The organism is Bradyrhizobium sp. LB13.1 (genome assembly GCF_054056815.1).
This window is the reverse complement of sequence record NZ_JBSRYQ010000001.1, coordinates 3,035,936-3,060,882: the sequence shown is the minus strand read 5'-3', so window position 1 is coordinate 3,060,882 and position 24,947 is coordinate 3,035,936. Positions and strand designations below refer to the sequence as shown.

The following is a 24,947-nucleotide window of genomic DNA, read 5'->3' as shown; positions in this document are numbered from 1 at the left end:
GGCGATGCCGCCGCGGCCCCCATATAGGGGAATACGGCCGCAAAACCAATCCTGTCTCTCGATGGCTGCCCTTCCGGGTTCGGCCCGAAAAGGCGACCCCGGGGCCGCCCTTGTGGGCCAGTGGCCGAGCTTACTGGTTGTGGTTCTTCAGGACCTGGTCGCAGGCCTGCGAAATCTTGGCCCGGTTTTCCTTGAGGCAGGCCAGAATGGTGAAATCGCCCTGATCGATGACCGGCCGGCAGAGCTTCTGCACATCGCGCGAGCAGGCCTTCTGCTCGGAGTCCGTGCCGCGCCCTTGCTGGGCGAACGCTGCGGTCGAGAGGGAGGCCGACAGCAAGGTGAGAGCGACGAGAAGCTTACGCATTGTATTCCTTCATTCTGACGGCAGAATCGCGCCGATCCCGGACCACACAGGGGGACGACCGGAAACGGATTGTTCTGATGGCAAGTTGCCGCGGAAAGTGCAGCCTCGGAGAAGGCACAAGCACTGGTAAATGCGGCCAAATTGGCGCCAGATCCACCAAATCAGGTCTTCCCTGCACCTTCTCTGGCAAATGTAAGAGATTGATACTACGTCATAATTCAGGCACGCCGCGTTTTGCTGCGCACCTGTTGCAGAGCTGCATCTCTCGACCCGGCCTTGGGCGCCAGAAACATGCCGAAATACCGCAAATCGCGAGGTCGGAGCATGGCGCGAGGCGTCGTGAACCGCCATCTCTGGCAGTCAGGCATTGAACCTGACACTGGCTCGGAACACTAAACTTTCGATGTGGCGAGACGTTCTCGGTGATAAGCGGACGTCCTTCTAAAACGGGATATTTTAAGATGAAATTCTTTGGGCGATCTGGACAGGCAATCAAGGCGGCCGGCATCGGGGCTGCGCTGCTCTTCTCAGTTTCGGCAGGCCAGGCTCAGTCGTCCGGACCGTTTGCAGGTTTCGAAGGCGCGTGGACCGGCACCGGCACGGTGTCGCTGTCCGACGGCTCCACCGAGCGCATCCGCTGCAAGGCGGACTACAAGGTCGCCGGTACCGGTCTCAGCCTCAAGCAGGCGTTGCACTGCGCGTCCGACAGCTACAAGTTCGACCTCACCAGCGACGTGACGAGCCAGGGCGAGCGCATCTCCGGCAATTGGAGCGAGGCCAACCGCAACATCTTCGGCAATTTGCAGGGCACCGCCGGCGGCGGCCAGATCGAGGTGTTCGTCGAAGCCAACGGCTTCGCCGCCAATTTGTCGCTGCGCACCAATGGCACCAAGCAGACGGTGCAGATTTCCTCCAAGGGCGAGATCCGCGGCGTCAACATCACGATGACGAAGGGCTGATAGCCTTCACGCTTCCCAGACTTCAGATCAAAACAAACCCCTGGCTTTCGCGAGCCAGGGGTTTTTCTTTTATCAGAATATGGTCGATCGTTCGTCGCGATCGATTCAGATCGCGCGCTTGTCAGCGCCCTGAAGCTTGGCGTGCAGATTGATCAGCCACATCGCCGTCGGCCGCAGGATGAAGAGATCGGCGACGAGGGCCATGACCATCGAGAAGGCGCTGAGCCAGCCGAACAGCCGCAGCGACGGCAGGTCCGAGAACACGGTGACGACGAGGCCGCAGGCCAGCACCAGCGTCGTCAAGATCAGTGCCGGGCCGACCAGCACGGTCGCGCGCTCCACCGCGAGCGCCGAACCGACGCCCGGCTTGCTCTCGAGCCTGAGGCGGTTGAGGAAGTGGATGGTTGCGCTCAGCCCCAGGCCGAACGAGACGGTCAGCGCCACGACACTGGCGAATTGCAGGCCTTCGTCCATTGCCCACAGCACCGTTCCCGACATCACCACCGGGAAGATGCCCGGCAGGATGCAGGCGAACATCACGACCCAGGAGCGGAAGGCGAGGCCGATGAAGATCGCGACCAGCGCGAATTCGACGGTGAGCCCGCGATTCAGCTTCTCGATCATGCCGGCCGAGTTGCGCGCCGCGATCGCGGCAAGACCCGTCACCGCCACCTCGTAGCCGGGGTGCTTCTTGCGAACGGCGTCGAGCTCGGAATCGAGCTTGTCGACAATCGGCAGGAGCTGGCTGGAATCCTTGTCGGGCACGCGGCCGGCCACCAAGACCGCATCCTGTTGGGCATCGATGAAACGCCGCACCAGATGCTCAGGAATGACGCTGACATATTCCTTCAGCGTCGCGACGTCGGCGGTGCCGGCCTTGTCCGCAAGCCAGCGGCGCAGAGTCTCGACCGACCAGACGTTGCCGACACCAGCCGCCTTCTCCACGGTCGCGTGCACGTCCGCGATTGTTTGCAGCGTCTCCGGCGAATAGAGCGTTTCATCCTTGGGGAACTTGATCAGCACGTTGATCGGGTTGGCGCCGGTGAGCTTGGCATCGAGCCGGTCGCTGGCGGCGACGGCCTGGCGCTTGTCCGGCACCTGGTCGGCGAGCCGGTAGCGCGGCTCCAGATTGGCGTAGATGACGCCGAGGCCGGCGACGAACACCACCGCGATCAGACTGAACAGGCCGGGGCGGCCCACCATGCGCACCGCGATCCAGTAGCAGAAATTGCGCAGCGCCTGCACGCCCGCATCGGCACTCTGGAATTTGGTCGCGAACGTCTGCTCGTTGCGCACCAGCAGTACGCCGAACACCGGCACCAGTGACAGCACCGCGACCAGAGCGATCATGGTTGCGGCGAGACCCGCCTCGCCGAATTTGCGGATCAAGTCGGAGTCGGAGAACTGGAGCGCAATGAACGAAATGCCGGCGGTGCCGTGCGTCAGCACGCAGGCCGGCCCCACCACCAGCACCGCGTTCTTGAACGCGGTATACTTGTCCTGACCTGCGATCAGCCGGTCGCGCGCCGCGAAGGTGAGCTGCATCGAATCGGAGAAGCTGATGACCATGATGAGCGGCGTCATCACGTTCAGGAACATGTTGAGATTGAAATTGGCCCAGCCGAGCGCGCCGAGCGCCAGCAGGATCGCGATCATCGGCGGGAACGCCGCCGCCACCATGAACGAAACCTTACGGAAGAAGATGATGGCGATGACGCAGCCCGCGAGAATGCCCAGGATGTTGTAGGTGAGTCCGTCGCGCTCGACCGCGTTGCGGATCTCGAGCTGCATGACCGGCACGCCGGAGAGCTGCACGTTGAGCCCGGTGTCGCTGAGGTCTTCCTTCATCAGCGCGCGGATATCGGCGACGGTCTTGGTCAGCTTGTTGGAGGCGACCACCTCCGGATCGAGCGAAAGCACGATCAGCGCCAGCGTGCCGTCCTCCGACAACAGCTTGCCGCGAATGATCTCGTTGTTTTTGACGGTCTCGATGAACTTGTCATAGGCCTCGCCCTCAGGCAGGTCGGCCGGGAACAGCGCGGCCGGCAGCTTGCCCGGCGCCGGCGCCTGACGCGCGGAGAACAGCGAGACCAGGCCGCGCGTGCCCTCGACCAATTGCATGTCGGTGACGAAGTCGCGCAGCTTCTCGAGGTTTTTCCGCGCCAGCAGGGTCTTGCCCTCGACCACGACGAGGACGTCGAACTCCTCGGCCGGGAACTTCTTGGTCACCTCTTCATACTGGTGGAATTCGCGGGAATTGGAGCGGAAGAGCTGCGACAGCGAATCGTCGATCTTGATCCGGTGAATGCCGAACACGGCGCCGACGATAAGCACGAGCAGGACGATGCAGGAAACGATCGGTGCCCGGACGGCGATCAGCCCGATGCGCTCAAGCCCGAAGGCGATCGAGGACGCAGGTCCCTGCTCGACCTTCTCGACATGAACCTCATTCTCACGGTGCTTTTCGAGCATGCCTTGTCCAGTTCCTAAATCGGCTCGGTCTGTGAGCTTGTTGCGCCCCGCGAACGGCCTGAAAATGCCATACCAATGGGAGGCTTGCCTTTGAAAATGCGCGGAAAATCGCCGCGAGGGGTTTAGCAGGACAATCACCCCTCTCGCAAGCAGGCGAAGTGTGGCCAAATCGATCAAGATGTGGCGATTTTGCCGCAATGCCCGTCATAAGGGCAAAGCCATGCCAATTCGACGCGGCGCGCGGTCCGCGCTCTCGTCTTTCAGCGCCACGCCGGTGACCTCCCGGGCAAGCCCTTCGCGGACCAGCCAGGCGATCTTGAAAGCAGCCTCGTCATAGCTCAAACCGGCCTTGTGGATGTTCGACACGCAATTGCGCCCGGCATCGGTGCGGCCCGGCTTCGGTGCGAAAGTCAGATAGGCGCCGAGGCTGTCGGGCGCCGACAGGCCCGGCCTCTCGCCGATCAGCGTCAGGACCATGCGCGCACCGAGAATGGCACCGATCTCGTCGCCGAGCGCGACGCGCACGCCTGAGGCGATGACGACATGGCCGATCGCGACATCATCGTCGGCTGCGAGCAGCCGCATCAGACGCGTCATCAGCGCGGCCGCATGGGCGTGGACCGCTGCCGCCGACAGGCCGTCGCCGATCACGACCGCGAGTGGGCACGGCCCCGAGGCACTTCGCGTCAGAGCCTCGACTGATCCGGCATCGAGCTGCCTGCCCAGATCGGGACGCCGCAAATAGTCCCTGCGCTCGACCGCCCGGCTCCGTGCCTCGGTGACGACGAGGCCAAGCGCGCGGAGATCGGCGACCAGTCGCGGCGCGTCGAAAGCGGCATGCACGGCATCGCGGGCACGGGCATGGTCCAGCGTGAAGTCGAGCAGCGCGCGCGTCGGCACGCTCGCGCCGCTGCGCCCGAGCGCGACGCGCGCAGGCGTGAGCGATCGCAGATCGAGGGTCGGGCGGCGCGGAACGGCCGGGTCAGACATGTTGCGTCATTCGGCGGGAACGGAAGCCTCACGCAGCCGCAGCGAATAGTTCGACGCATTCGTCTCGCCGCTCGATGCTTCACGCGCAAAGGTGATGAGATGGTGCGCAATCAGGGTGCAGCCGATCAGGCCTTCGAGATCGCCGCGCTTGATACGCCCCAGCGCGAACTTCCAGAACACGCGCTTGTAGTCGCCGAGCACGCCGACCTTCCAGAAGATATTTCGCAGCATGACGAGGCCGCGCCTGATGTTGGGCCAGGTCTTCATCTCGTCCGGCGTCGGCATCTTCAGGCGGTGCACGTAAACGTGGTCGCATTGATACTGGAAGCGCGCGTAGACCTTCTCGGGCTCGTAGGCGACGGCCATGGCGTGCTTCCAGGATGCGACGACGTCGTCATAGGGCAACAGGAAGTTGACATTGGAATCGCGGCCGTCGTCCTCGACCAGGCGTCCCTCGCGCTCCAGGCGGTCCCACAGCGGCGTCTTCGGCAGCGCCTGAAGCAGGTTGATGGTGAGAAGCGGAATCTGGGATTCCTCGACGAAGTCGAGCAGCACCTCGGACGTGTTCGGCTTGTCAGTGTCGAGCCCCATGATGATGCCGGACACGACCTCCATGCCGTAGGAGTTGATGGTCTGCACGCCCTCGAGGATCGGGACCATCATGTTGTGGTCCTTGTGCATCGCCTTCAGCGCATCGGGGTCGGGCGTCTCGATGCCGCAGAAGATGGTGACGAAATAGGCCTCGCGCATCTTCTCGAGGATTTCGGGCCGCTTGGCGATATTGAGCGTCGCCTCGCAGGCGAGCCGCACCACGTAGCCGGTCCTCTTCTGCCATTCGATCAGGTGCGGCAAGAGGTCCAGCGCCGCCTTGCGGTTGCCGATGAAATTGTCGTCGACAAAATAGACCGTGTCGGTCATGCCGCATTCGCGCAGTCGGTCGAGCTCGGCGATGATCTGCTCGGGCGATTTGAGGCGCGGGTTGCGGCCGTAGAGTCCGGGGATGTCGCAGAACTCGCACTGATAGGGACAGCCGCTGGAATATTGGATGCTGCCGAGAAAGTATTTCTTCACGTCGGCGAGCTCGTAGGCCGGGATCGGAAACTCCGTCATCGGCACACGGTCCTTGGTGGTCAGCACCACCTGGGCCTCGGGACGCGAGATGTCGCGCGACAGGATCTCGAACAGCTGGTTGGTGGCGTCGCCGAGTTCGCCGACATGGAGATAGTCGAACGATGGATAATAGTCCGGACAGGCGCTGACCGAGGGACCGCCGAGCGCGACCGGCAAGTCGAATTCATGGGCGCGCCGGCAGATATCGTTCATGTGCTGGCGCTGGATGTGCATGCCGCTGACGAAGACCGCCTCCGCCCATTCGAACTCCTCCTTCGTCGTGCGGCGAAGATTCTCGTCGACGAATTTGACCTGCCATTCCCTGGGTAGATAGGCCGCGAGCAGCAAAAGCCCCTGCGGCGGCATGAAGGCGCGGACGCCATCGGTCAGGGGATAGGAATGCTCGAACGTTCCGAACGACGAAGTGTATCGCGGAAACACGCAGAGAATCCGCCGGGAGGTACCGTTACTTTCAGCTCGCATCAAAGCTCCCCCGCCACGCTCGACATAGCCGCGGAAATTGCCAGCCCGACGTATAGCGTAATGCTGTCGCCGGAATTTCTCAATATTGTGACATGAGCATAATTCCCGGAGGGACCAATGGTTTCCTCAAGCCGCCGGGGTGCTTCCGCCGCGTCACGCGATCAGCCGGGAGGCAAAATCGGGCAGCAGGCCAGCATCGCCGGCAAGCCGGAAGTCAGCGCCCACAATGCCCGACTGCGCCAGCCAGTCGTCGAATTCCGGCGCACGACGCAGTCCGAAGACGTCGCGGACGTAGAGCGCGTCGTGAAAAGACGTGGACTGATAGTTCAGCATGACGTCATCGGCGCCGGGGACGCCCATGATGAAGGTGACGCCGGCGGCCGCGAGCAGCGTCAGCAGATTGTCCATGTCGTCCTGGTCCGCCTCGGCATGGTTAGTGTAGCAGATGTCGATCCCCAGCGGCAGGCCGAGCAGCTTGCCGCAAAAGTGATCCTCCAGCCCCGCCCGGATGATTTCCTTGCCGTCGTAGAGATATTCCGGGCCGATGAAGCCGACCACGCTGTTGACCAGGAGGGGCGCAAAGGCGCGGGCGACCGCATAGGCGCGGGCCTCGCAGGTCTGCTGGTCGACGCCGTGATGGGCATTGGCCGACAGCGCCGAGCCCTGCCCGGTCTCGAAATACATCACGTTCTGCCCGACCGTGCCGCGCTTCTGCGACAGCCCGGCGTCCTGCGCCTCCTTCAGCAGCGCGAGGTCGACACCAAAACTGCGGTTGGCAGCTTCGGTGCCGGCGACCGACTGGAAGACGAGGTCGACCGGCACACCCTGCCCGATCAGCGATAGCGTCGTGGTGACATGGGTCAGCACACAAGCCTGGGTCGGGATTTTCAGCCGCGCGATGATCTCGTCGAGCAGCCGCAGCAATTGGCCGATCACAGCCGGGTCGTCGCTCGCCGGGTTGATGCCGATGCAGGCATCGCCGGCGCCGAGCAGGATGCCGTCCAGGATCGAGGCGGTGATGCCCCTGGCGTCGTCAAACGGATGGTTGGGCTGGAGCCGGGTGCTCATCCGGCCCCTCAGGCCGATGGTGTTGCGGAACGCGGTGGTGACCTCGCATTTTCGCGCCGCCAGGATCAGATCCTGGTTGCGCATCAGCTTTGAGACCGCGGCCGCCATCTCCGGCGTGATACCGGGCGCCAGCTTGCGCAGGATTTCTGGCGTCGCGGCATCCGACAGCAGCCAGTCGCGGAAGGCGCCGACGGTCAACGAGGCCACCGGCGCGAAGGCCCTGGCGTCGTGGCAGTCGATGACGAGGCGCGTGACCTCGTCGGCTTCATAGGGGACGACGGCTTCCTGCAAGAACTGCCCGAGCGGGACGTCGGCGAGCGCCATCCGCGCCGCGATCATCTGCTCGGCGCTGGCGGCGGCAATCCCGGCCAGCCGGTCGCCGGAGCGCGGCGGGGTCGCTTTGGCGAGCAGGTCGCGCAAATCTGGGAACGTGTAGGTCGTGGCGTCGATGGTGTGGCGGTAGACCAAGGGTCTCTCCGGGGGTTCGTCGGCCAGTGACCGAGTCCAGCACGATCCCAAGACTATCACGAACCCAAGACTATACCTTCAGATCAAGACGCTGAAATATCTTACCTTTCTTTCGACCAAGGGCGAAGACGGGGGCAAACCCCGCGTTAACGCAGCGTCCATCTTCATTCTGCATAGTTTTGCATCAATTTTGCACGACCGCGCTCTCCCGGCCGCTCCCGGCCATTCAGGGCCCTTGAACATCATGACCATCAATCAATCTGGGAATGCCGCCGGCCTGGCAGGCCGCTTTACGCTTGCCAACAAGCTGTACGCAATCTTCGCGCTGTTCGCGCTGCTGACGGCGGCGATCGCGATGCTGTCCGATTACAACAGCCGCCGCGGCGCCGACCTGATCAGCGCGATCGAGACCGCGAACGCCGCCGCGCTCAACGTCGAGCGGGTCAACTCGCTGGTCTATGCGGTCGTCATGGAATCGCGCGGCGTCTACATGTCGACGGAGCCAGCCGTCGTCAAGAAATACGGCGAGGGCCCTGCTCAAGTTCAACGCCCAGATCCTCGACGTCGTGAAACGCTGGGAAACCATCGTCCGGGCTGACGATGCAGAACAGTTCGCCACCTTCAAGAAGCGCATCGAGCAGTTCGTCGAATTCCGCAAGGAGCTGGTGCGGCGCGGCGTCGAGATCAATGCGGCCGCGGGCCGCGAATGGGGCGACAACGACGCCAACCGCGCCGTGCGCTCGGCGCTGAACAAGGATCTCGAGGCGCTGTCCAAGGTCTATGCCGAGCGCGGCAGGCAGATCGCGCATGAGACCGAGACCAATCGCATCCTCTCTCTCGTCCTGACCTGCCTCGGCGGCGTGGCGCTGGCGCTGGTCGTGATCGGCATCGTCATCATCGCCCGCTCGATCGCCCGTCCCCTCTCCGCCATCACCGCGACCATCAAGCAGGTCGCAGACGGCGCCGAGAACGTCGTGGTGCCGCACGCTGACCGCGCCGACGAGATCGGCGCGCTGGCACGCGCGATCCAGATCTTCCAGGACGCGATGGGGCGCAACCGCAACCTCGCCTCGCAGGTCTCGCAGGACTCCGCCGCGCGCGAGGAGCGCGCTCGCCATATCGAGCAATCCGTCGACATTTTTCGCGAGGCGATCGGCGCGATCATGCGCGGCCTCAGCGACAGCGCCTCCGTCATGCGTGAGACGGCGCAGACCATCACGCGCGTCACCGCGGATGCGAGCAGCCGCGCCGGCACGGCGGCGAACGCCACCGAACAGGCCTCCCACAACGTCACGGCGGTCGCGGGTGCAGCCGAGGAGCTGTCGGCGTCGGTGGTGGAGATCGGCCGGCAGGTGCGGCAGTCGGCCAGCGCGGTCGAGCAGACCGGCCAGCGCACCGAAAAATCGATCGCCGAGATCGAGAGCCTGGCAGCCGCCACGCAACGCATCGACGGTGTGCTCAGCCTGATCCAGGCGATCGCCGAGCAGACCAATCTGCTCGCGCTCAACGCCACCATCGAAGCCGCCCGTGCTGGCGACGCCGGCCGCGGCTTTGCCGTTGTCGCACACGAAGTGAAGGCGCTGGCCGGCCAGACCGCGAAGGCGACCGCCGATATCAGCGAGAACGTCTCGATGATCCAGTCCTCCACCCGCAACGCGGTCGAGGCCGTGCGCGAGATCGGCGGCGCAGTCCGCGAGATCAACGACGTCACCTCGGCAATCGCCGGCGCCATCGGCCAGCAGGATGCTGCCACGCGCGAGATCTCGTCCAACGCGCAGTCGGCCGCGCAGGGCAACGAAACCCTCGTCGCCAACATCACCTCGCTCCGCGACGCCATCGGCGAGACCGATACGGCGGCATCCTCGGTGCTCACGGCAGCGAGCAGCCTGACCGCAACCGCGGACACGCTGTCACGCGAGGTGGAAAAATTCTTCCAGAACTTGCGCTCGGGGTCGGCGGACAGCCGTATCGCAAAGGCGGGATGACGGCGCGTCCACCGCCAGATGAGCCGGCGGTGGGGTCGCTTCACCAAAAAACGCGAAAACAACCCCATGCACAGTAGCCGGGGATAGCGATATCAATGGCTTGGCGGCCCCCGCGACGCATTGCGAATTTTACGAAGCCGTTTGACTCGTCGGGCAAAACACCGGCAGGATGGCATCATGCAGTCCTGCTCGAACCATCCGTTCAATCCTGCACGCCTCCGGGACTAGGGCGGCACTCTCGATCCGGTCAGCCAGCGAGAGCATTCCTTACCCGCATCCTTCGAAGATGCATGCCAATCGATAGAAGAGTTGGGCCACGAGGCCGTTGTCGAAGCTGGAGACATCAGCGACCGCTGTGTCCTCGCCAGGATCATGTGGAACTTGCAGTCGCCGCTGGATGCCTTCCCGCTCTCTGAGGCAGCAACAGCAAGCACGCGAGGATACATGCAGCCAACACCGCTGAGGCAAAGGGCCGGCTTAGATGAAGCCCACCCTGGCTTACCGGCTTATCGAGGAAGTCTCCGACCGTCGCACCGAGAGGTCGGGTGAGAATAAAGGCCGCCCAGAACAGAACCACGCGGGAGATGTTGGTCCAGTAGTGGGCAGCGACAAGGACAGCCAGTCCAGCACCAAACACAAGTGCGCCACCTTCGTATCCAAGCCCCGCATCCGCGACCCAATCACCAAGCGCTGTGCCGAGCGTCTGGGAAAACGTGATTGTCATCCAATAGAAGATTTCCACCTTCGGCGTGGCCACCGTCTGAACATTCACCGAGCCGAGGGCAAGATACCAAGCGGCGAGCGAGCACAATACGCAGGCTAACAAAATAGACGAGCCTCCCGTGTAGCCGACACCCAACGAGCGATCAAAAAGGTCGGCCATCGCCGTGCCAACCGTTGTCGAGGCCACAATGGCCAGCCAGTAAATCCAGGCGTTGAACCGCCTCATCGAAATTTGCACAATCACTGCCGCAACAAACACGGCAAAGAAGACGGCAGTGCCGATCAAATAGCCGCCATTTTGAGCATTTTGGTCAGCGTGCAGCCAGCCCATCGTAACCAAGTCACCGCCGGTTTCGCCGAGCGTCGTGGCAAGGATCTTGATGATCCAAAATCCAAGTGTGACCTCAGGAACTTTGCTGAGCACCTCATCACTATTTTGCATTTGGATCTCGCAATCGCGGGCCGGTCAAGTCGCTGTCGCACAACGCGCTCAGCCGCTCCAGGATACACTTCGGAAATATAAATCTTCGTGATGTTCCCGGCCCGGGCTGCTGTCTGGTGGTCTCCTTTTTCGGCGCGTCGGCGAGGCTGCGTCACAAGGCCGGGCTCGCCGACACGCAAGCAGCGCATCGCGCGTCGGCCGTTGCCTTGCGACGAAGGGCTCCGACCAAAATGACGGACGATGAGAGAGCAAGGATGACGGCGCTGAGCAGAAAGGTGCTTTGATAGCCGCTGTAGTCGAAGAGAACGCCGCCGCCGGCCGCTCCCGTGGTGATGGCCAGTTGCACCACCGCGACCATCAGGCCGCCGCCTGCTTCGGCATCATTAGGCAAAGCCTTGCTGACCCACGTCCACCAACCCGCGGGCGCGGCCGTCCCGATGAAGCCCCACAGGAACATCAGCGCCGCAATTGCGGTCGGTGACGAGCCGAATGCCGTCACTGCGACGGCTATCAGAGCCATCGCGAACGGCATGACAATGAGGGACATGTAGAGACGTTCGCGGATGACGAACCCGATGATCGATGTCCCGATGAGACCCGCAACGCCCATGAGGAGCAGGAGCGCCGAGATCGTCGTGACATCGACGCGCGTCACCGTTTCGAGGAACGGCCGCAAATACGTGAAGAGTGCGAACTGTCCGAGGAAGAACAGCGCGGCTGCGAGCATGCCGTAAGGCACTTGCGGGTGGCGCAAGACCTTGAACGCTGCCGCCACGCTGGCCCGCTCCCGGCTCGGCATCGCCGGCAGCGTGAGGAACTGCCAGACAAAAGTTAGCGCGGCGACGGGAACAACACAGAAGAACGCGCCGCGCCAGCCGATGTACTGACCGAGAAAGCTGCCGAGCGGCGCAGCAATCGTGGTCGCGAGCGCATTGCCGCCATTGAGAACCGCAAGAGCGCGCGGCACGTCGGTGGTCGGGACCAGGCGGATCATCGTCGCGGCCGACAGCGACCAGAAACCGCCGATCGTGATCCCGACAAGCGCCCGTCCGGCGATGAAGACTGGATAGTTGGGAGCGAAGGCTACGATGACCCCAGATACCAGCATCAGGCCGGTCAGCCACAGCAAGAGCGAGCGACGATCGAAGCCAGCCGTCGCCGCCGAGATGAACAGACTGGCCAGAACGGCGAACAGCCCGGAAACGGAAATGGCCTGTCCTGCCTGTCCTTCCGTCAGGTGAAGGCCGCTGGCGATCGGCGTAAGCAGGCTGACAGGCATGAACTCGGACGCGACGAGCGTCGAGGCGCACAGCGACAGCGCGAAAACCGCACTCCATGCGGCCATTGGCTGCGTTGTCTTCTGATCGGTTGTGACGTCCATCGGGCATCCATATGTCGAGAGGCGCCCAGGCTGGCGCTGTTCCTGACAACAGATAGAGGCCCGGTCGGTGCTCAATTAGACGATATAATTTGCTTGCATTGATCGATGCGGGCCATGAATAGTCGCAGCCATGGCAAGCCAGGATTTCAACGATCTGCTGGCTTTCGTAGCCGTCGCCCGCGAGCGCAGCTTTACGAAAGCCGCCGCGAAACTGGGCGTCGTGCAGTCGACGCTCAGCCATACGATCAAGCGCCTGGAATCGCAGATGGGCCTGCGGCTTCTCACGCGCACGACCCGCAGCGTCGGCCTGACCGAGGCGGGCGAGCGACTTCAGGCCTCGGTTGCGCCCCGCATTGAAGAGATCGAGCGCGATATCGCGGCGCTGATGTCCCTGCGCGACACGCCGTCGGGGACCGTCCGGATCACGCTCTCCGAACATGCGCTGGAAACGGTCGTCTGGCCAAAGCTGTCGCCGGCCCTGAAAAAATATCCCGATCTCAAAGTCGAGTTCAGCCTCGACACGGCCTTCCGCAACATCGTCGAAGACGGTTTCGATGCAGGCATACGCCTCGGTGAGAGTGTCGAGAAAGACATGATCGCGGTGCGCATCGGCCCGGATTGGCGGCTCGTCGCGGTCGCCTCGCCCGGATATCTGAAAGAGCACCCGAAACCAAAGCATCCGCAAGATCTGTTAGATCACGTCTGCATCAAACGTCGCGAGGCGGCGGGCGGTCATTATGTATGGGAGTTCGCCAAGAACGGTTCTGACTTGCGGGTACGCATCGAGGGACAAGTGACCTTCAATGAGTCGCGCGCGATGATCGACGCCGCCGTGAAGGGCTTCGGCATCGCCTATGTCCCCGAAGACATGGTGGCGCAGCACATCCGGTCCGGCGAACTCGTCATCGTGCTCGACGACTGGTCGCCGAAATTCGATGGCTATTATGTCTATTATCCGACCTCGCGGCAGAACTCGGCTGCATTCAAGGTGATCGTCGACGCGCTACGCCATCACGACGCGCGAAGGAAGCGCGGTTAGTACGAAGCTTTTCCGCCATCCCGGAGGGCTGTGCTGTGCCTCCTTCGGGTATAGCGTTCAGCCAACAGGCCCAGGAATCCAATCGTCGCCGGACAGTGGCTTGACTGTGACGTCAGGAATGACACCGAGCTCCATGCTCGGATCGAAATGGCGCATCGTCCGCTCATTGAGGTCAATGATGCGGCCGGGCCTGAGCGGCCCCACGTCATTTATCTTGACGATGACCTTCTTGCCGACGGCCTCGACGAGAGCATATTTCGGTCGCGCCCCGAATTGGACCCCACCAAATTTCCGACGCAAGCTCGTCTTGATGGCAGCCGTCCATACCGAGGGATCATAACGCTCGCCGGAGGCTGTGCTCGGGCCGCCTTCCTCTTTACCGGGCTTGAATGGATTATACGTGGATGCTGCGCCAACGATCGCATCCCCAGAGGCGGCATCGACGACAGCGCTTGGCTGAACCTCACTTGTTGCACTTCGAGCAACGGTAACGGAAACGGCAAGCGCAACCAGGGCGCCGCAAATTGCGGCGCTCGAGCGGAACAACATCAGATCTCCTTTGATTTTCCGGATCGTGCGGTTCCCGATGCCGCAGAACATGGTCAAGCGAACGCGGAGGCGTTTCGAACTTGCGCCAATTCTTTGCGGATTCGAGAACCCCGGCTGCGGAACCTTGGTGGGAACCAGATCGGTCCCGCACAGTGTTTTAGTTGTAGCCGTCTAAGACAGGAATTGCGTCAGCAGCATGACTCCGAGAGCCGCGGATTTCGACTTCCGGAGTCTTACGTGCTCAGCGATAGAAGCGAATTGCGGGACTTCCGTGAAAGCCGCAACAGCGCGAGACTGCAGGAGACGTTGCATATCGTCGTTCGGCAGCAGGAGGCTCTAGCCTACGCCGATCACCCCGCCGCGCTTGATCAGCTCCTTCCCCACTGCCGCAAGATGCACCTGATCCGGTCCGTCGCCGATACGGATGAAGCGGGCGTAGACGTAAGCACGCGCGAGGAACGTATCCTGCGAGACGCCGGCAGCGCCGTGGATCTGGATGGCGCGGTCGATGACGCGGGCGGCCATGCTGGGCACCACGATCTTGGCGGCCGCGATCAGGTCGCGCGCGGCCTTGTTGCCTTCGCGGTCCATCCTGTCGGCGGCCTGCAACGTGAGCAAGCGCGCCTGCGCGACCTCGCAGAATGAATGTGCGATGTCCTCGCGCACCGAGCCCTGCTCCGCGAGCGGCTTGCCGAAGGCTGTGCGGGAGACTGCGCGCTGGCACATCAATTCCAGCGCGCGCTGGGCGCAACCGATCAGTCGCATGCAATGATGGATGCGGCCGGGGCCGAGCCTACCTTGCGCGATTTCGAAGCCGCGGCCTTCGCCGAGCAGGATGTTCTCGGCGGGCACACGGACGTTCTCGTAGACGATCTCGGGGTGGCCGACCGGCGCGTCGTCGTAGCCGTAAGTGAGCATGTCCGGACGATGCGCACGCCAGGCGTCGCCTTCGGCACCAGGATCATGGATTGCTGGCGATGACGATCGGGATCGTCGGGCGCGGTCTTGCCCATCACGATCAGGATCTCGCAATCCTCGTTCATTGCACCTGACGTGAACCACTTCCGGCCGTTGACGACGTAGTCGCCGCCGTCGCGCTTGATCTGGCACTGGATGTTGGTGGCGTCGCTGGAGGCGACCTGCGGCTCCGTCATCGAGAAGCCGGAGCGGATGCGTCCTTCCAGCAGCGGCTTCAGCCAGCGCTCCTGCTGCGCGGGCGTGCCGTAATTTGCCAGCACCTCCATGTTGCCGACATCGGGTGCCGAGCAGTTGAAGATTTCGGGCGCCCAGAGGATGCGGCCCATGATCTCCTTCACGGGCGCATATTCGAGGTTTGTCAGCCCCGGTCCGTGCTCGCCGGAGAGGAACAGGTTCCAGAGCCCCTGCTCGCGCGCCAATCGCTTCAGGTCCTGCAACACTTGCGGCGTCTTGTAGCGCGTCGCTTCCGGCTTCACCTGCTCGTAATAGAGCTCCTCGACCGGCTCGACATGCGTCCGCATGAACTGGCGGACGCGCTCCTGCAGTTCCAGCGAACGGTCGGAGTGGTGAAAGTCCATTTATTCTCCTCTCGTTTGCCAATCGGGTAATCGCATTTGGCTTCTGGACTGCGTGAGCGCACGCCTCGCCCTTCGAGACGACCGCTCCGCGGTCTCCTCAGGGTGAGGCTAAGCGGCATTCGCGCCTATTGAACCTGCCGCCGCGCACTCCGCCCTCATCCTGAGGAGCCCGCGAAAGCGGGCGTCTCGAAGGATGCGCCGTCACCAACCGCGATAGCCGACTTGCCATCACGTGCCGCGCAACAGCTCGCTCGCCACGATCCAGTCGTTGCCGTCGAACTGGAGCATATAGCCGTCCTTGATCGGGCGGAAATCCTGCGGCGTGGTGTTGAGCGTGATGCCGGGCATCAGCAGCGACAGCGGCACGTTCTTCAGATTCGCCGCCTGCGCCATGATGTTCTCGCGCGTCAGATTGTCCTTGCACTGCTTGAGCAGCACCACCAGCGCCTCGGCGACGGTGTAGCCGTAGAGGCCCGCGACGTTGTTGACGTCGGCGTTGGGCAGGCGCTTCTTCATGAAGTCGATATAGGCCGTCATCGCCGGATCGTCCTTCGGCACCTCGACGAACGGCTTGAGCGAGCCGAGCGAGAGCACGCCCTTGCCCGCGTCGAGCCCGGCCGGCACCATCACAGTCGCCTTGTTGGCGCAGCCGGAGGCGAGGAAGCGCGTCGCCTGCCAGCCGACCTCATGCGCCTTGCGGATCGCCTGGGCGCAAGCGCGCGGCGTCACCGAATAGATCATGAAGACGTCGGCCTTGGTGTTGGCGAGCGTCAGCACCTGGGAATCGACGGTGGGGTCGGCGACCTCGAAGCTCGACGCCATCGCGATCGCCTTGTCTGCATCGGCGCCAAGCGCTTCCTTGACGCCGCGCAGATACTCCTTGCCGGCGTCATCGTTCTGATAGAGCACCGCGAAGCGCGCATTGGGGTTCTTGGCCCGGGCATAGGCGACGTCGATCGCGGCTTCGCTGGTGTAGTTGGGCGCCCAGGGCAGCGCCATCGACCAGGGCATGTTGGCGGGGTCGTTCCACTTCGAGGCCGAGCTGATCAGAAATAGCTGCGGCACCTTGTTGCTGTTGAGATATTTCGCGATCGCCGAGCTCGGGGCCGTGCCCATGGTCGCGAAGATGAAGGCGACGCCGTCGCCCTCGACCAGCCGCCGCGCCGCTTCCATGGTCTTCGGCGGCGAGAAGGCGTCGTCGAGCGACAGCAGATTGAGCTTGCGGCCATTGACGCCGCCCTTCTCGTTGACCTCGTCAAAATAGGCCGCGATCACCCTGCCGGTGATGCCGAGCGGCGACGCAGGCCCGCTATAGGGCATGGTGTTGCCGATCTTGATCTCGGTGTCGGTGACGCCGGGACCATAGGATTTTTGTGCGGAGACCGGCGCAGACAGGCAGGCAGCCAGCGCTGCGGCCAGGACAAAAGCGGCTTTCATGGTTTCTCCCCGGTGATGGTCGTCCGCGCGAGGTAGGCGCGCGCCGTGCTGCTTCTGTCAGCGCGTCAGATCAGCGGAGTTCCGCGAGGCGGTCTTGCGTCGAGTTGCTGGTTGGTGGCGCCGCCGGGACGACAGCCAGCACAGCAGCCCTCGCGGGCAGCATACATTGACGCAAACCAAGATCGGAAGCGGCGCCTCAGCCGCGCGTCCGCTCCATCTCCAGCTCGGCCTTGAGGTTGTCGAGATCGCGATAAATTGAAGCAACCGCAAGGACGCGGCCGTCCTTGCGGTACTTCAGCAGGCAGTCTTTGCCGGAGATGCTGCCGTCGATCGCGATGTCGTCGAAGCTCTCGGCGTGGCCGACATAGTTGATCGGCACGTCATAGTGCTGCGACCAGAAGAACGGCACGGCGTCGAAGCGCTCGCGCTTTCCGAGCATGTTGCGCGCCGCGGTCTGGCCCTGCCGCTCCGCCACCACCCAGTGCTCGACGCGGATGGTTTGCCGCGAATGCGGATCGGGCCAGCGCGCGATGTCGCCGGCCGCGAAGATGCCGGATACGCTGGTCTCCAGATATTCGCTCACGCTGACGCCCCGGTCGGCCGCAAGCCCCGCCTGCTCGGCGAGCGCGAGGCGCGGCCTGACGCCGATTCCGACCACGACCAGTTCGGCCTCGATCACGCCGCCGCTCCTCAACGTGGCGCGCGTGCCGTCCAGCTTTTCCACCGTGTCCTTGAGATGGAAGTTGACGCCATTCTCCTCATGCAGCGCGCGCACGAAGTCGCCCATCTCGGGACCGAGCACCTTCTGCATCGGCCGTTCGTCCGGCGCGACCACGTGTACCTCGATCTTGCGTGCCCGCAGGGACGCCGCAACTTCCAGGCCGATGAAGCTGGCGCCGATCACCAGCGCACGCTTGGCGCTGCCAGCCGCCTTGACGATGGCGCGGCTGTCGGCGACGGAGCGCAAGGTGTAGACATGAGGCTGGTCCGCACCCGGAATCTGCAATCTGACCGGCTCGGCGCCGGTCGCGAGCAGCAGCCGGTCGAACGGCAGCCTGTCGCCGTTGCCCAGCGTCACGCCGCGCGTCTTCGCCTCGATCGCGGCGACTTTCGTGCTGAGTCTGAGGTCGATGCCGGCGTCCTGATAGTAGTCTTCGCCCCGCAGCGGCAGCCAATCCTCCGGAGCGTTGCCCGCGAGGTAATCCTTGGAGAGATTTGGCCGGTCGACCGGCATCGCGCTGTCATTGCTGAGCATCGTGATAGCGCCGGCAAAGCCCTCGCGGCGGAGCGTCTGCGCCGCCGCGAAAGCCGCCGCGCCGCCGCCGATGATGACGAATTTTTCCGGCGCTGGCGCTGTACGGTGAGGCACCGAAACCTTCGGCATCTCGCGCTTGCGCTGAACGATGATCTTGTCCTGATCGCGCGAGACCTCCCACACCGCCAGCGCATTCAGCGCCGGCGGACGGGTCGCCTCGCCTGACCGCAAGGAGAAGCAGGCGTGATGCCAGGGGCAGCGGATGGTGTCGGCAACCACCAGGCCTTCGGCGAGCGGACCGTGATAGTGGCTGCAGGCCGGCTCGATCGCAAAGATCTCGCTGCCGGCCTGCACCAGCAGGACATCTTCCTCGCCGACATGGCCGAGCAATTTGCCGTCCTTGAACTCGGCGAGCGACACGCCCCTGCACAGGTCGGGCCCGCTTGGCTTCTTGTCCTCGGTCATGGCGTCGCCTCCTTGAACTGTCGCGGATCAATCGACCGAATTGGCCAGCCCCAGCAGTTCCTGGCGTGTCAACGCATTGTCGCGGAACACGCCGAGCATGCGGCTGGTGACGAGATCGGTCCCGGGCTTGTGCGCGCCGCGCGTGGTCATGCAGTGATGCGTTGCCTTGATGATGACCCCGACGCCTTCGGGCCTCAGCACATCGTTGATCGTGTTGGCGATCTGCGCGGTCATCTTCTCCTGGATCTGAAGCCGTTTGGCGTAGATGTCGACGAGACGCGCGAGCTTGGAGATGCCGACTACGCGCCGTTGCGGGATATATGCGACCCAGGCGCGGCCGACGATCGGTGCCATGTGGTGCTCGCAATGGCTTTCGAAGCGAACGCCGCGCAGGACGATCATCTCGTCATAGCCTTCGATCTCCTCGAACGTCTTTTGCAGAATTTCGGTCGGATCCTGCGCATAACCGGAGAAATACTCCTCGAAGGCGCGCGTGACCCGGTCCGGCGTGTCGCGTAGACCGTCGCGCGCGGGATCGTCGCCGGCCCAGCGGATCATGGTGCGGATCGCCTGCTCGACCTCGGCCCTCTCAGGCCGTTCACTCGGCGCCTGCGCGACCGCGACACGTTCCAGCCTGCGCGTTTGTGTCTTCATCGAAAACCTCCCCTGCAACGAACCGCATACAGAAAGCGGCCCCACAGCTTGGACGGCTGCGATTGGAAAAGGTTCCCGGGATCAGGAAAAATCGGAAGCTGGCAGGCGGCGAGACAGTGGGACGAGAAACCCGGCTCTATGACGCCGCTTGCCGCACATCAAGCACGGCCTGCGCCCATTCCGCCGGCCGCTCCTGCGGCAGGTTGTGACCGGCATCCGTGAGCACGCGTGCCTCGAAAAAGCCCTCGAACTTGCGCGCGTGATGCGCCGTGCCGAAATTGACGCCATCGCTGTCGCCGTCGACCGCGATGGTCGGGACACGGATCGGCGGCTGGCCTGCGAGCCTTGCCTCGATCGCGGCGTATGCGGGATCGCCCGCGACCAGCGCGTAACGATGTCGATAGGAGTGGATCACGACATCGACGAAATCAGGGTTGTCGAACGAGATTGCGCTGTTCTCGAACGTCGTGTCGTCGAAAGTCCATTTCGGCGACCACATCGCCCAGAGCTGGCGCGCAAAGCCGCGCCGATTGCGCTCCAGCGCGCGGCGGCCGCGCTCGTTGTGGAACAGATATTGATACCAGAGTGCCGCCTCCTCCGGCGGTGAGGCCGGCTCCATGGCGCGGGCGATGTTCTGGATGTTGTAGGAATTGCCGGAGACCAGCCCGATCACGCGCTCGGGATACAGCACCGAGACCACACAGGCCGCGCGGCCGCCCCAGTCATAACCGCCGACCACCGCGCGCTTGATGCCGAGCGCATACATGAAGGCCAGCAGATCGGCACCAAGCGCCGCCTGCTCGCCGGAGCGTAGCGTCTCTGGAAAGCGGAACCGCGTCGGTCCGTAGCCGCGCAGCCAGGGCACCAGCACCCGCGCGCCCGCCTGCGCGATGATCGGCGCGGTCTCGGCATAGGCGTTCACGTCGTAGGGAAAGCCGTGGCCCATGATGCAAGGCCAGCCGTCCGGCGCGCCGTATTCGCGATAGGCGATGTCGAGAATATCCGTGCTGATTGTTTTTTGTTGCATGATTGGCTTGCGGACTCGCTCGAAGACCTAGCCCGACTACCCGGTCGTTACTTCTGCGGGCCGGACAGCGAGATGTCGCGCTCGGCCCGGAATACGTTGCTGTAGAGATTGGCGATCCACTGCCGGCCGATCTCGGTCTTGTTGAGATAGCCGATCTCGGTCTGGATGTGCGGTGCGACGCTGTTCCAGTAAAATTGCGGATAGCGGTTCACGACGTCGGCCGGCGAGTCATAACCGAGCTGACGATTGATGCCGACCTCCTCGAACTCGTAGTAAAGTGCGTTGGCCTTGCGCAGATAATTGGGGTCGCCGAGCTGGCCGATGAAGTCGGCAGCGCGCAGGATCGAGGCCTCGTCGTCATAGTCCTGGCCTTCCTGGGCCGGAAACCGCGTGCCCTCAATGGCGCGAGCAATGCGTTCCGGATCCAGCCCGGGAATATGCCGCAGCCGCCGCGTTACATAAAGCTTGGAACGATCGACGTGATACATCATCAAACTCGCGTCCGATGCACCGCGCGGCAACGAGATCTTGGTGTCGGCCGCATCGATCACGAAGCCGTCGGCGTCATCCTCCTCGAACAGGCCACGCACATAGCCGATGTCGTGGGCGAGGCAGGCGATCAGGACATGGACGTAGTCCGCGGCCGACAGATGCGTATGAAGACTTCGGCCGCTGAGAATGGAATGGCCGACCAGCGTCACCAGCATCGTATGCTCGATATTGTGATAGAGCGCATCGCTGTTGCCGATGCATTCCATCGCGGTGCGGGTCGCGCTCTCGACAATACTTGCGGACGTCTCGTCGTACCGGCGACGCATGAACGTACCGAGCAACTTCTCGAGGGACTCGGCCGCCAGTCTCGGCAACGTCATCATGGATGCAGCCCCGCTTGTCGGTGGTGTCCCACGCCTACTCCCGACGTCTCATTGTTGTCCTCGACGCAACCGTCAGCATAGCCCATCTTGGGCCGCGTGACCAAATGCCGTGACGAAAATACGGAAATATGTTGCGGTTGTGTCCCGCGATATCGCGGTTGCGGTGCCGGCTCGATAAACCCGGTCCTGGGGCGGCGCCGCGACGGCAGGACCCGCAATCATTCCACCAGCAGCACGTCGACGGCGACGTCGAGCTTCTGCTTCGGCGAGCCGACGATGATGCCGTCGACCGGCGAGACGTCGGAAAAGTCGCGGCCGACCGCGAGCACGATATGGTCGCCAGCGACCATAAGATCGTTGGTCGGATCGAAATCGACCCAACCAAGCTCCGCCCCGCACCACAGCGACACCCAGGCATGGGTGGCGTCGGCGCCCTGCAGGCGCGGCTGGCCCGCCGGCGGAATGGTACGCAAATATCCGCTGACATAGGCCGCGGGGAGGCCCAGCCCGCGCAAGCCCGCGATCATCACATGGGCAAAATCCTGACAGACGCCATGGCGCTTGGCGAAGACCTCGTCGAGCGGCGTCGAGATCACCGTCGCCTTGGGGTCGTAGCGAAACTCGGTGCGGATGCGATGCATGAGATCGACCGCTCCTGCGAGGATGCCCGCGCCGGGCGCAAAGCTGGTCGCCGCATAGGCGCTGACCGGCCCCAGCACCGGCACCAGCGGGCTCGCAAAGACATAGCCGACCGGCGAGGACGGCCCGAGGCTCGTCGCCTCGAAGGAGATGTCGCGAACGCTCTCCCAGGCCGGGCTCGCAGCGGCGCGCGCCGGCGGCTGGCGCGACACCTTCACGCGCGAGCGCGAATCGATGCGCAGAGTGCGATGCGCGGCCTCGATCACGACGCTCTCGGTCAGGGTGCCGAAGAAATCACGGCGAACATGACGCTCAGCGGGGCGCGGACGGATCTCGACATTATGCGAGATCAGCTCCTGGTCGTTGCCGCCCCTCGGCTCCAGCCGCAGCGTGCAGCGGGCGAAGCTGACCGGATTCTCGTACTCGTAAGTGGTGACGTGACGGATGTCGTAGATCACGCCAGCCCCGTCAGCTTTTCCGGGCGGCTGGCATTGGGGCCGTGCGGGAAATAGTGCTGCCCGACCGCCTCGGCGAGGCTGAGCAGATCCTGCTCCAGCGCGAACAGCGTCTTGACCTCGAGCTTCTCGGCCTCCGCGGTCGCAAGCATTGCCTGCATCGCGACCGCAAGCCGTTGCGGCTTCTCGATCAAGCCGTGCTCCTTCAGGCTCGGCAGCGCGGCGATATGCTCGTTCAGCGCCGTCACCTGGAACGCCACCGAACGTGGATTGTAGCTGTCGAGCACGGCGAGGTCGCGCACCGGTGCCAGGATCGGCGCCAGCAGATAACGCGAGCGGTAGGTGATCTGGCAATCCACCAGCGTCAGCAGGATATCGAGATCCTCGTCGCCGGCCTCGTCATAGGCGAACTGCCGGGCAAACCGCGTGGTGTTGATGGCGCGCTCGGTGCGGCGGCCGATATCGAGAAAGCGCCAGCCGGCGGCGCGGTTCATGTTCTCATGCGCAAGGCCGGCAAAGCTCGCGAGCTCCTGCAAGGTCAGCTCGGCCGCGCTCAGCACACCGTCGTCGCCCTCGACCTCCAAGGCCAACCGCTCGGTCATCTCGGTGATGACTTGCCAGGCATCGGGCGATAGTCGCTCGCGCAGCGAGGTCGCCGTGCGCTGGGCCGCGCGGACCAGCGACAATGCCGAGCCGAAACGCTCCGGGCTCTGCAGCGCTTCGGCAACGATGCGGCTGGGCGCCGCGCGGGACGTCTGCGAGATCGCGCCCCAGGCCACAAGCAAGCGCTGAATACGCTCGGCAGATTGCAGCGAGGCCGCGGTGCCCTTGTTGGGCCCGCTCGGCGAGCCCAGCGCCCGCACCAGCCGCAGCGTCGCCTCGGCGCGTTCGAGATAGCGGCCGAGCCAGTACAGATTGTCGGCGGCGCGACTCGGCAGCACGCCGGCGATGCGGCGGATGCGCACCTTGTCGGTCGCAGGCAGCAGCGTCGCGGTCGGGACCTGCTTGTCCGAGACCACCCAGACGTCGGCGGAGCGCGCGCCGTCGCCCATCGACACCGCGCGCGCATCCGACTGCTCGGCGATCCGGCAGAAGCCGCCGGGCATGACGGCCCAGCCGTCGGGCGTCGCAGCTGCGAACACGCGCAGCACGAAGGGACGGGGCGTGATCTGCCCCTGCTCCCACACCGGCATGGTCGAGAGCCGCACCACCTCCTGGCCGACATAGTCCATGCCGCGCGCAGCGATGGCGTCGGTCAGGCGCCGGCGTGCGCCGGCGTCGAGCTCGCTCGCGAGCACCGGACCGTTGTTGTCGAAACCGGGAACGCCGCGCCGGTAGGCGCCTCCGATCGCGACCTCGTCGAGCCGCGACAGCACCTCATCGCGCGCCGAGCGCTGGCCGCACCACCAGGTCGCGATGTGAGGCATCTTCAGTTCTTCGCCGAGCAGGCGACGGCTGAGCGCCGGCAGGAAGCCGAGCATCGCGCGCGCCTCCAGCACACCGGAGCCCGGCATGTTGGCGACGACGACGCCGTCCTTGCGCAGCACGTCGATCAGGCCGGCGACCCCCAGCCGCGAGGAGGCATCGAGCTCGAGCGGATCGAGCGAGTTGGAATCGACCCGGCGCAGCAGCACGTCGAGGCGCTTGAGGCCCGCAACCGTGCGGATGTGGATATGGTCGTCGCTGACGGCGAGATCGTCGCCCTCGACCAGCAGGAAGCCGAGATAGCGCGCCAGCGTCGCGTGCTCGAAATAGGTCTCGCTGAAGCTGCCCGGCGTCAGCACGCCGATGCGCGGCTCGTCGCGATCGGCGCGCGCACGAAGACTATCTCGAAACGCCTCGAAGAACGGCGCGACGCGCGGGACGTTCATCGACTTGTAGAGGTCGGAGAAGGCGCGCGAGAGCACCAGGCGGTTTTCCAGCGCATAGCCCGCGCCCGACGGCGCCTGCGTGCGGTCGCCGAGCACCCACCAGCGGCCGTCGGGTCCGCGGCCGACGTCGGCGGCATAGAGCGAGAGATAGCGCCCGCCGGGAGGCTCCACGCCGCAGACGGGACGAAGATATTCGGGACTGCCGGCGATCGCGGCCGCGGGCAACGCGCCTTCGGCGACCAGCCGGCCCTCGCCATAGATGTCGCGCAGCACGAGCTCGAGCAGCTCGGCGCGCTGGGTGATGCCGTCCGACAGCTGCTTCCAATCGGCCTCATCGATCAGCAGCGGCAGATGGCTGATCGACCACGGCCGGTCGGCGCTCTCGCCGGGCGCGCGATAGGTGACGCCAGCCTCGCGCAGATGTCGGTCGGCCATGCCAAACCGCCGCTCGACCTCGTCGGGCGCGAGCGCGCCGAAGGCGTCGAAGAACCGGCTCCAGACCGCGCGCGGGGCGCCGTCGGGCCCCAGGAATTCGTCGGGGATGCCGGGCAGGCGGCGATAGTCGCGGACCCATTGCGCGAAGCGGCGCTGACCTTGACGTTGGCCTTGCGCCCTACCCGCCTTGTCGTCCTCTTCGGCTGCGCCCTCGGCCATGCGCCTCTCCCTGCCCCGGCATCATA

17 protein-coding genes and 2 pseudogenes are annotated in these 24,947 nt (G+C 64.2%); 3 read left to right on the top strand and 16 right to left on the bottom strand.

Annotation, left to right across the window (positions count from 1 at the left end):
- Positions 1–130: 130 nt before the first annotated feature.
- Complete coding sequence (locus tag ACVWYI_RS14445; protein WP_247349845.1) at positions 131–364, bottom strand: hypothetical protein; 234 nt, start codon at positions 362–364, stop codon at positions 131–133.
- Positions 365–825: 461 nt separating this feature from the next.
- Here ACVWYI_RS14445 and ACVWYI_RS14440 point away from each other — a divergent pair, with 461 nt between their 5' ends.
- Complete coding sequence (locus ACVWYI_RS14440; RefSeq protein WP_456662396.1) at positions 826–1,323, top strand: hypothetical protein; 498 nt, start codon at positions 826–828, stop codon at positions 1,321–1,323.
- A gap of 105 nt (positions 1,324–1,428) precedes the next feature.
- Here the strand turns inward: ACVWYI_RS14440 and ACVWYI_RS14435 are convergent, their stop codons facing one another.
- The 4 genes from ACVWYI_RS14435 to ACVWYI_RS14420 all read right to left on the bottom strand — a co-directional run bounded on the left by ACVWYI_RS14435 (position 1,429) and on the right by ACVWYI_RS14420 (position 7,914).
- Positions 1,429–3,795, bottom strand: a complete 2,367-nt coding sequence (locus ACVWYI_RS14435; RefSeq protein ID WP_354107211.1) for an efflux RND transporter permease subunit — start codon at positions 3,793–3,795, stop codon at positions 1,429–1,431.
- Positions 3,796–3,999: 204 nt separating this feature from the next.
- Positions 4,000–4,785, bottom strand: a complete 786-nt coding sequence (eutC, locus tag ACVWYI_RS14430) for an ethanolamine ammonia-lyase subunit EutC (RefSeq protein WP_456662395.1) — start codon at positions 4,783–4,785, stop codon at positions 4,000–4,002.
- 6 nt (positions 4,786–4,791) lie between these two features.
- Positions 4,792–6,378 carry a B12-binding domain-containing radical SAM protein gene (locus tag ACVWYI_RS14425; protein WP_456662394.1) on the bottom strand — a complete coding sequence of 529 codons (1,587 nt, stop codon included), beginning with the start codon at positions 6,376–6,378 and terminating at the stop codon, positions 4,792–4,794.
- 153 nt (positions 6,379–6,531) lie between these two features.
- Positions 6,532–7,914, bottom strand: a complete 1,383-nt coding sequence (locus ACVWYI_RS14420) for an ethanolamine ammonia-lyase subunit EutB (protein WP_456662393.1) — start codon at positions 7,912–7,914, stop codon at positions 6,532–6,534.
- A gap of 244 nt (positions 7,915–8,158) precedes the next feature.
- Between ACVWYI_RS14420 and ACVWYI_RS14415 the strand changes: the two are divergent.
- Positions 8,159–9,899: pseudogene (locus ACVWYI_RS14415) on the top strand (methyl-accepting chemotaxis protein).
- Positions 9,900–10,269: 370 nt separating this feature from the next.
- Here ACVWYI_RS14415 and ACVWYI_RS14410 read toward each other — a convergent pair.
- Together ACVWYI_RS14410 and ACVWYI_RS14405 are read right to left on the bottom strand one after the other, a co-directional pair.
- Positions 10,270–11,064, bottom strand: coding sequence for a COG4705 family protein (locus ACVWYI_RS14410; protein ID WP_456662392.1), 795 nt, complete (start codon positions 11,062–11,064; stop codon positions 10,270–10,272).
- A gap of 151 nt (positions 11,065–11,215) precedes the next feature.
- Positions 11,216–12,445, bottom strand: coding sequence for an MFS transporter (locus ACVWYI_RS14405; protein WP_456662391.1), 1,230 nt, complete (start codon positions 12,443–12,445; stop codon positions 11,216–11,218).
- A gap of 130 nt (positions 12,446–12,575) precedes the next feature.
- Here ACVWYI_RS14405 and ACVWYI_RS14400 point away from each other — a divergent pair, with 130 nt between their 5' ends.
- The gene (locus tag ACVWYI_RS14400) at positions 12,576–13,484 is read left to right on the top strand and encodes a LysR family transcriptional regulator (protein ID WP_247349834.1); all 909 of its coding nucleotides are present in this window, start codon (positions 12,576–12,578) and stop codon (positions 13,482–13,484) included.
- Between the two features lie 57 nt (positions 13,485–13,541).
- Here ACVWYI_RS14400 and ACVWYI_RS14395 read toward each other — a convergent pair whose 3' ends face one another.
- From ACVWYI_RS14395 to ACVWYI_RS14355, 9 genes and pseudogenes are all read right to left on the bottom strand, one after another.
- Positions 13,542–14,033, bottom strand: coding sequence for a septal ring lytic transglycosylase RlpA family protein (locus tag ACVWYI_RS14395; RefSeq protein WP_247349833.1), 492 nt, complete (start codon positions 14,031–14,033; stop codon positions 13,542–13,544).
- A 336-nt stretch (positions 14,034–14,369) separates the two neighbouring features.
- Positions 14,370–15,589 (bottom strand): annotated as a pseudogene (locus ACVWYI_RS14390) (acyl-CoA dehydrogenase family protein).
- A gap of 228 nt (positions 15,590–15,817) precedes the next feature.
- Positions 15,818–17,026: an ABC transporter substrate-binding protein gene (locus ACVWYI_RS14385; RefSeq protein ID WP_456662390.1), complete on the bottom strand. Its 1,209-nt coding sequence runs from the start codon at positions 17,024–17,026 to the stop codon at positions 15,818–15,820.
- Positions 17,027–17,222: 196 nt separating this feature from the next.
- Positions 17,223–18,746 carry an FAD-dependent oxidoreductase gene (locus tag ACVWYI_RS14380; protein ID WP_456662389.1) on the bottom strand — a complete coding sequence of 508 codons (1,524 nt, stop codon included), beginning with the start codon at positions 18,744–18,746 and terminating at the stop codon, positions 17,223–17,225.
- A gap of 27 nt (positions 18,747–18,773) precedes the next feature.
- Positions 18,774–19,400, bottom strand: a complete 627-nt coding sequence (gene folE / locus ACVWYI_RS14375) for a GTP cyclohydrolase I FolE (RefSeq protein ID WP_247447292.1) — start codon at positions 19,398–19,400, stop codon at positions 18,774–18,776.
- Between the two features lie 136 nt (positions 19,401–19,536).
- Positions 19,537–20,427 carry an alpha/beta fold hydrolase gene (locus ACVWYI_RS14370; protein ID WP_456662388.1) on the bottom strand — a complete coding sequence of 297 codons (891 nt, stop codon included), beginning with the start codon at positions 20,425–20,427 and terminating at the stop codon, positions 19,537–19,539.
- 47 nt (positions 20,428–20,474) lie between these two features.
- The gene (locus ACVWYI_RS14365) at positions 20,475–21,302 is read right to left on the bottom strand and encodes a metal-dependent phosphohydrolase (protein ID WP_247349826.1); all 828 of its coding nucleotides are present in this window, start codon (positions 21,300–21,302) and stop codon (positions 20,475–20,477) included.
- Between the two features lie 218 nt (positions 21,303–21,520).
- Positions 21,521–22,399: a transglutaminase family protein gene (locus ACVWYI_RS14360; RefSeq protein WP_456662387.1), complete on the bottom strand. Its 879-nt coding sequence runs from the start codon at positions 22,397–22,399 to the stop codon at positions 21,521–21,523.
- Positions 22,396–24,921: a circularly permuted type 2 ATP-grasp protein gene (locus tag ACVWYI_RS14355; RefSeq protein WP_456662386.1), complete on the bottom strand. Its 2,526-nt coding sequence runs from the start codon at positions 24,919–24,921 to the stop codon at positions 22,396–22,398. Before ACVWYI_RS14355 ends, ACVWYI_RS14360 begins: the two co-directional genes overlap by 4 nt.
- Positions 24,922–24,947 lie beyond the last annotated feature (26 nt).

Bases quoted from the DNA above. Each gene is read 5' to 3' on its own strand.
- ACVWYI_RS14355 (WP_456662386.1), bottom strand. From the start codon at position 24,921: ATGGCCGAGGGCGCAGCCGAAGAGGACGACAAGGCGGGTAGGGCGCAA.
- ACVWYI_RS14445 (WP_247349845.1), bottom strand. From the start codon at position 364: ATGCGTAAGCTTCTCGTCGCTCTCACCTTGCTGTCGGCCTCCCTCTCG.
- ACVWYI_RS14435 (WP_354107211.1), bottom strand. From the start codon at position 3,795: ATGCTCGAAAAGCACCGTGAGAATGAGGTTCATGTCGAGAAGGTCGAG.
- ACVWYI_RS14405 (WP_456662391.1), bottom strand. From the start codon at position 12,445: ATGGACGTCACAACCGATCAGAAGACAACGCAGCCAATGGCCGCATGG.
- ACVWYI_RS14370 (WP_456662388.1), bottom strand. From the start codon at position 20,427: ATGCAACAAAAAACAATCAGCACGGATATTCTCGACATCGCCTATCGC.
- ACVWYI_RS14410 (WP_456662392.1), bottom strand. From the start codon at position 11,064: ATGCAAAATAGTGATGAGGTGCTCAGCAAAGTTCCTGAGGTCACACTT.
- ACVWYI_RS14440 (WP_456662396.1), top strand. From the start codon at position 826: ATGAAATTCTTTGGGCGATCTGGACAGGCAATCAAGGCGGCCGGCATC.
- ACVWYI_RS14395 (WP_247349833.1), bottom strand. From the start codon at position 14,033: ATGTTGTTCCGCTCGAGCGCCGCAATTTGCGGCGCCCTGGTTGCGCTT.
- ACVWYI_RS14380 (WP_456662389.1), bottom strand. From the start codon at position 18,746: ATGACCGAGGACAAGAAGCCAAGCGGGCCCGACCTGTGCAGGGGCGTG.
- eutC (WP_456662395.1), bottom strand. From the start codon at position 4,785: ATGTCTGACCCGGCCGTTCCGCGCCGCCCGACCCTCGATCTGCGATCG.
- ACVWYI_RS14400 (WP_247349834.1), top strand. From the start codon at position 12,576: ATGGCAAGCCAGGATTTCAACGATCTGCTGGCTTTCGTAGCCGTCGCC.
- folE (WP_247447292.1), bottom strand. From the start codon at position 19,400: ATGAAGACACAAACGCGCAGGCTGGAACGTGTCGCGGTCGCGCAGGCG.
- ACVWYI_RS14365 (WP_247349826.1), bottom strand. From the start codon at position 21,302: ATGATGACGTTGCCGAGACTGGCGGCCGAGTCCCTCGAGAAGTTGCTC.
- ACVWYI_RS14385 (WP_456662390.1), bottom strand. From the start codon at position 17,026: ATGAAAGCCGCTTTTGTCCTGGCCGCAGCGCTGGCTGCCTGCCTGTCT.
- ACVWYI_RS14425 (WP_456662394.1), bottom strand. From the start codon at position 6,378: ATGCGAGCTGAAAGTAACGGTACCTCCCGGCGGATTCTCTGCGTGTTT.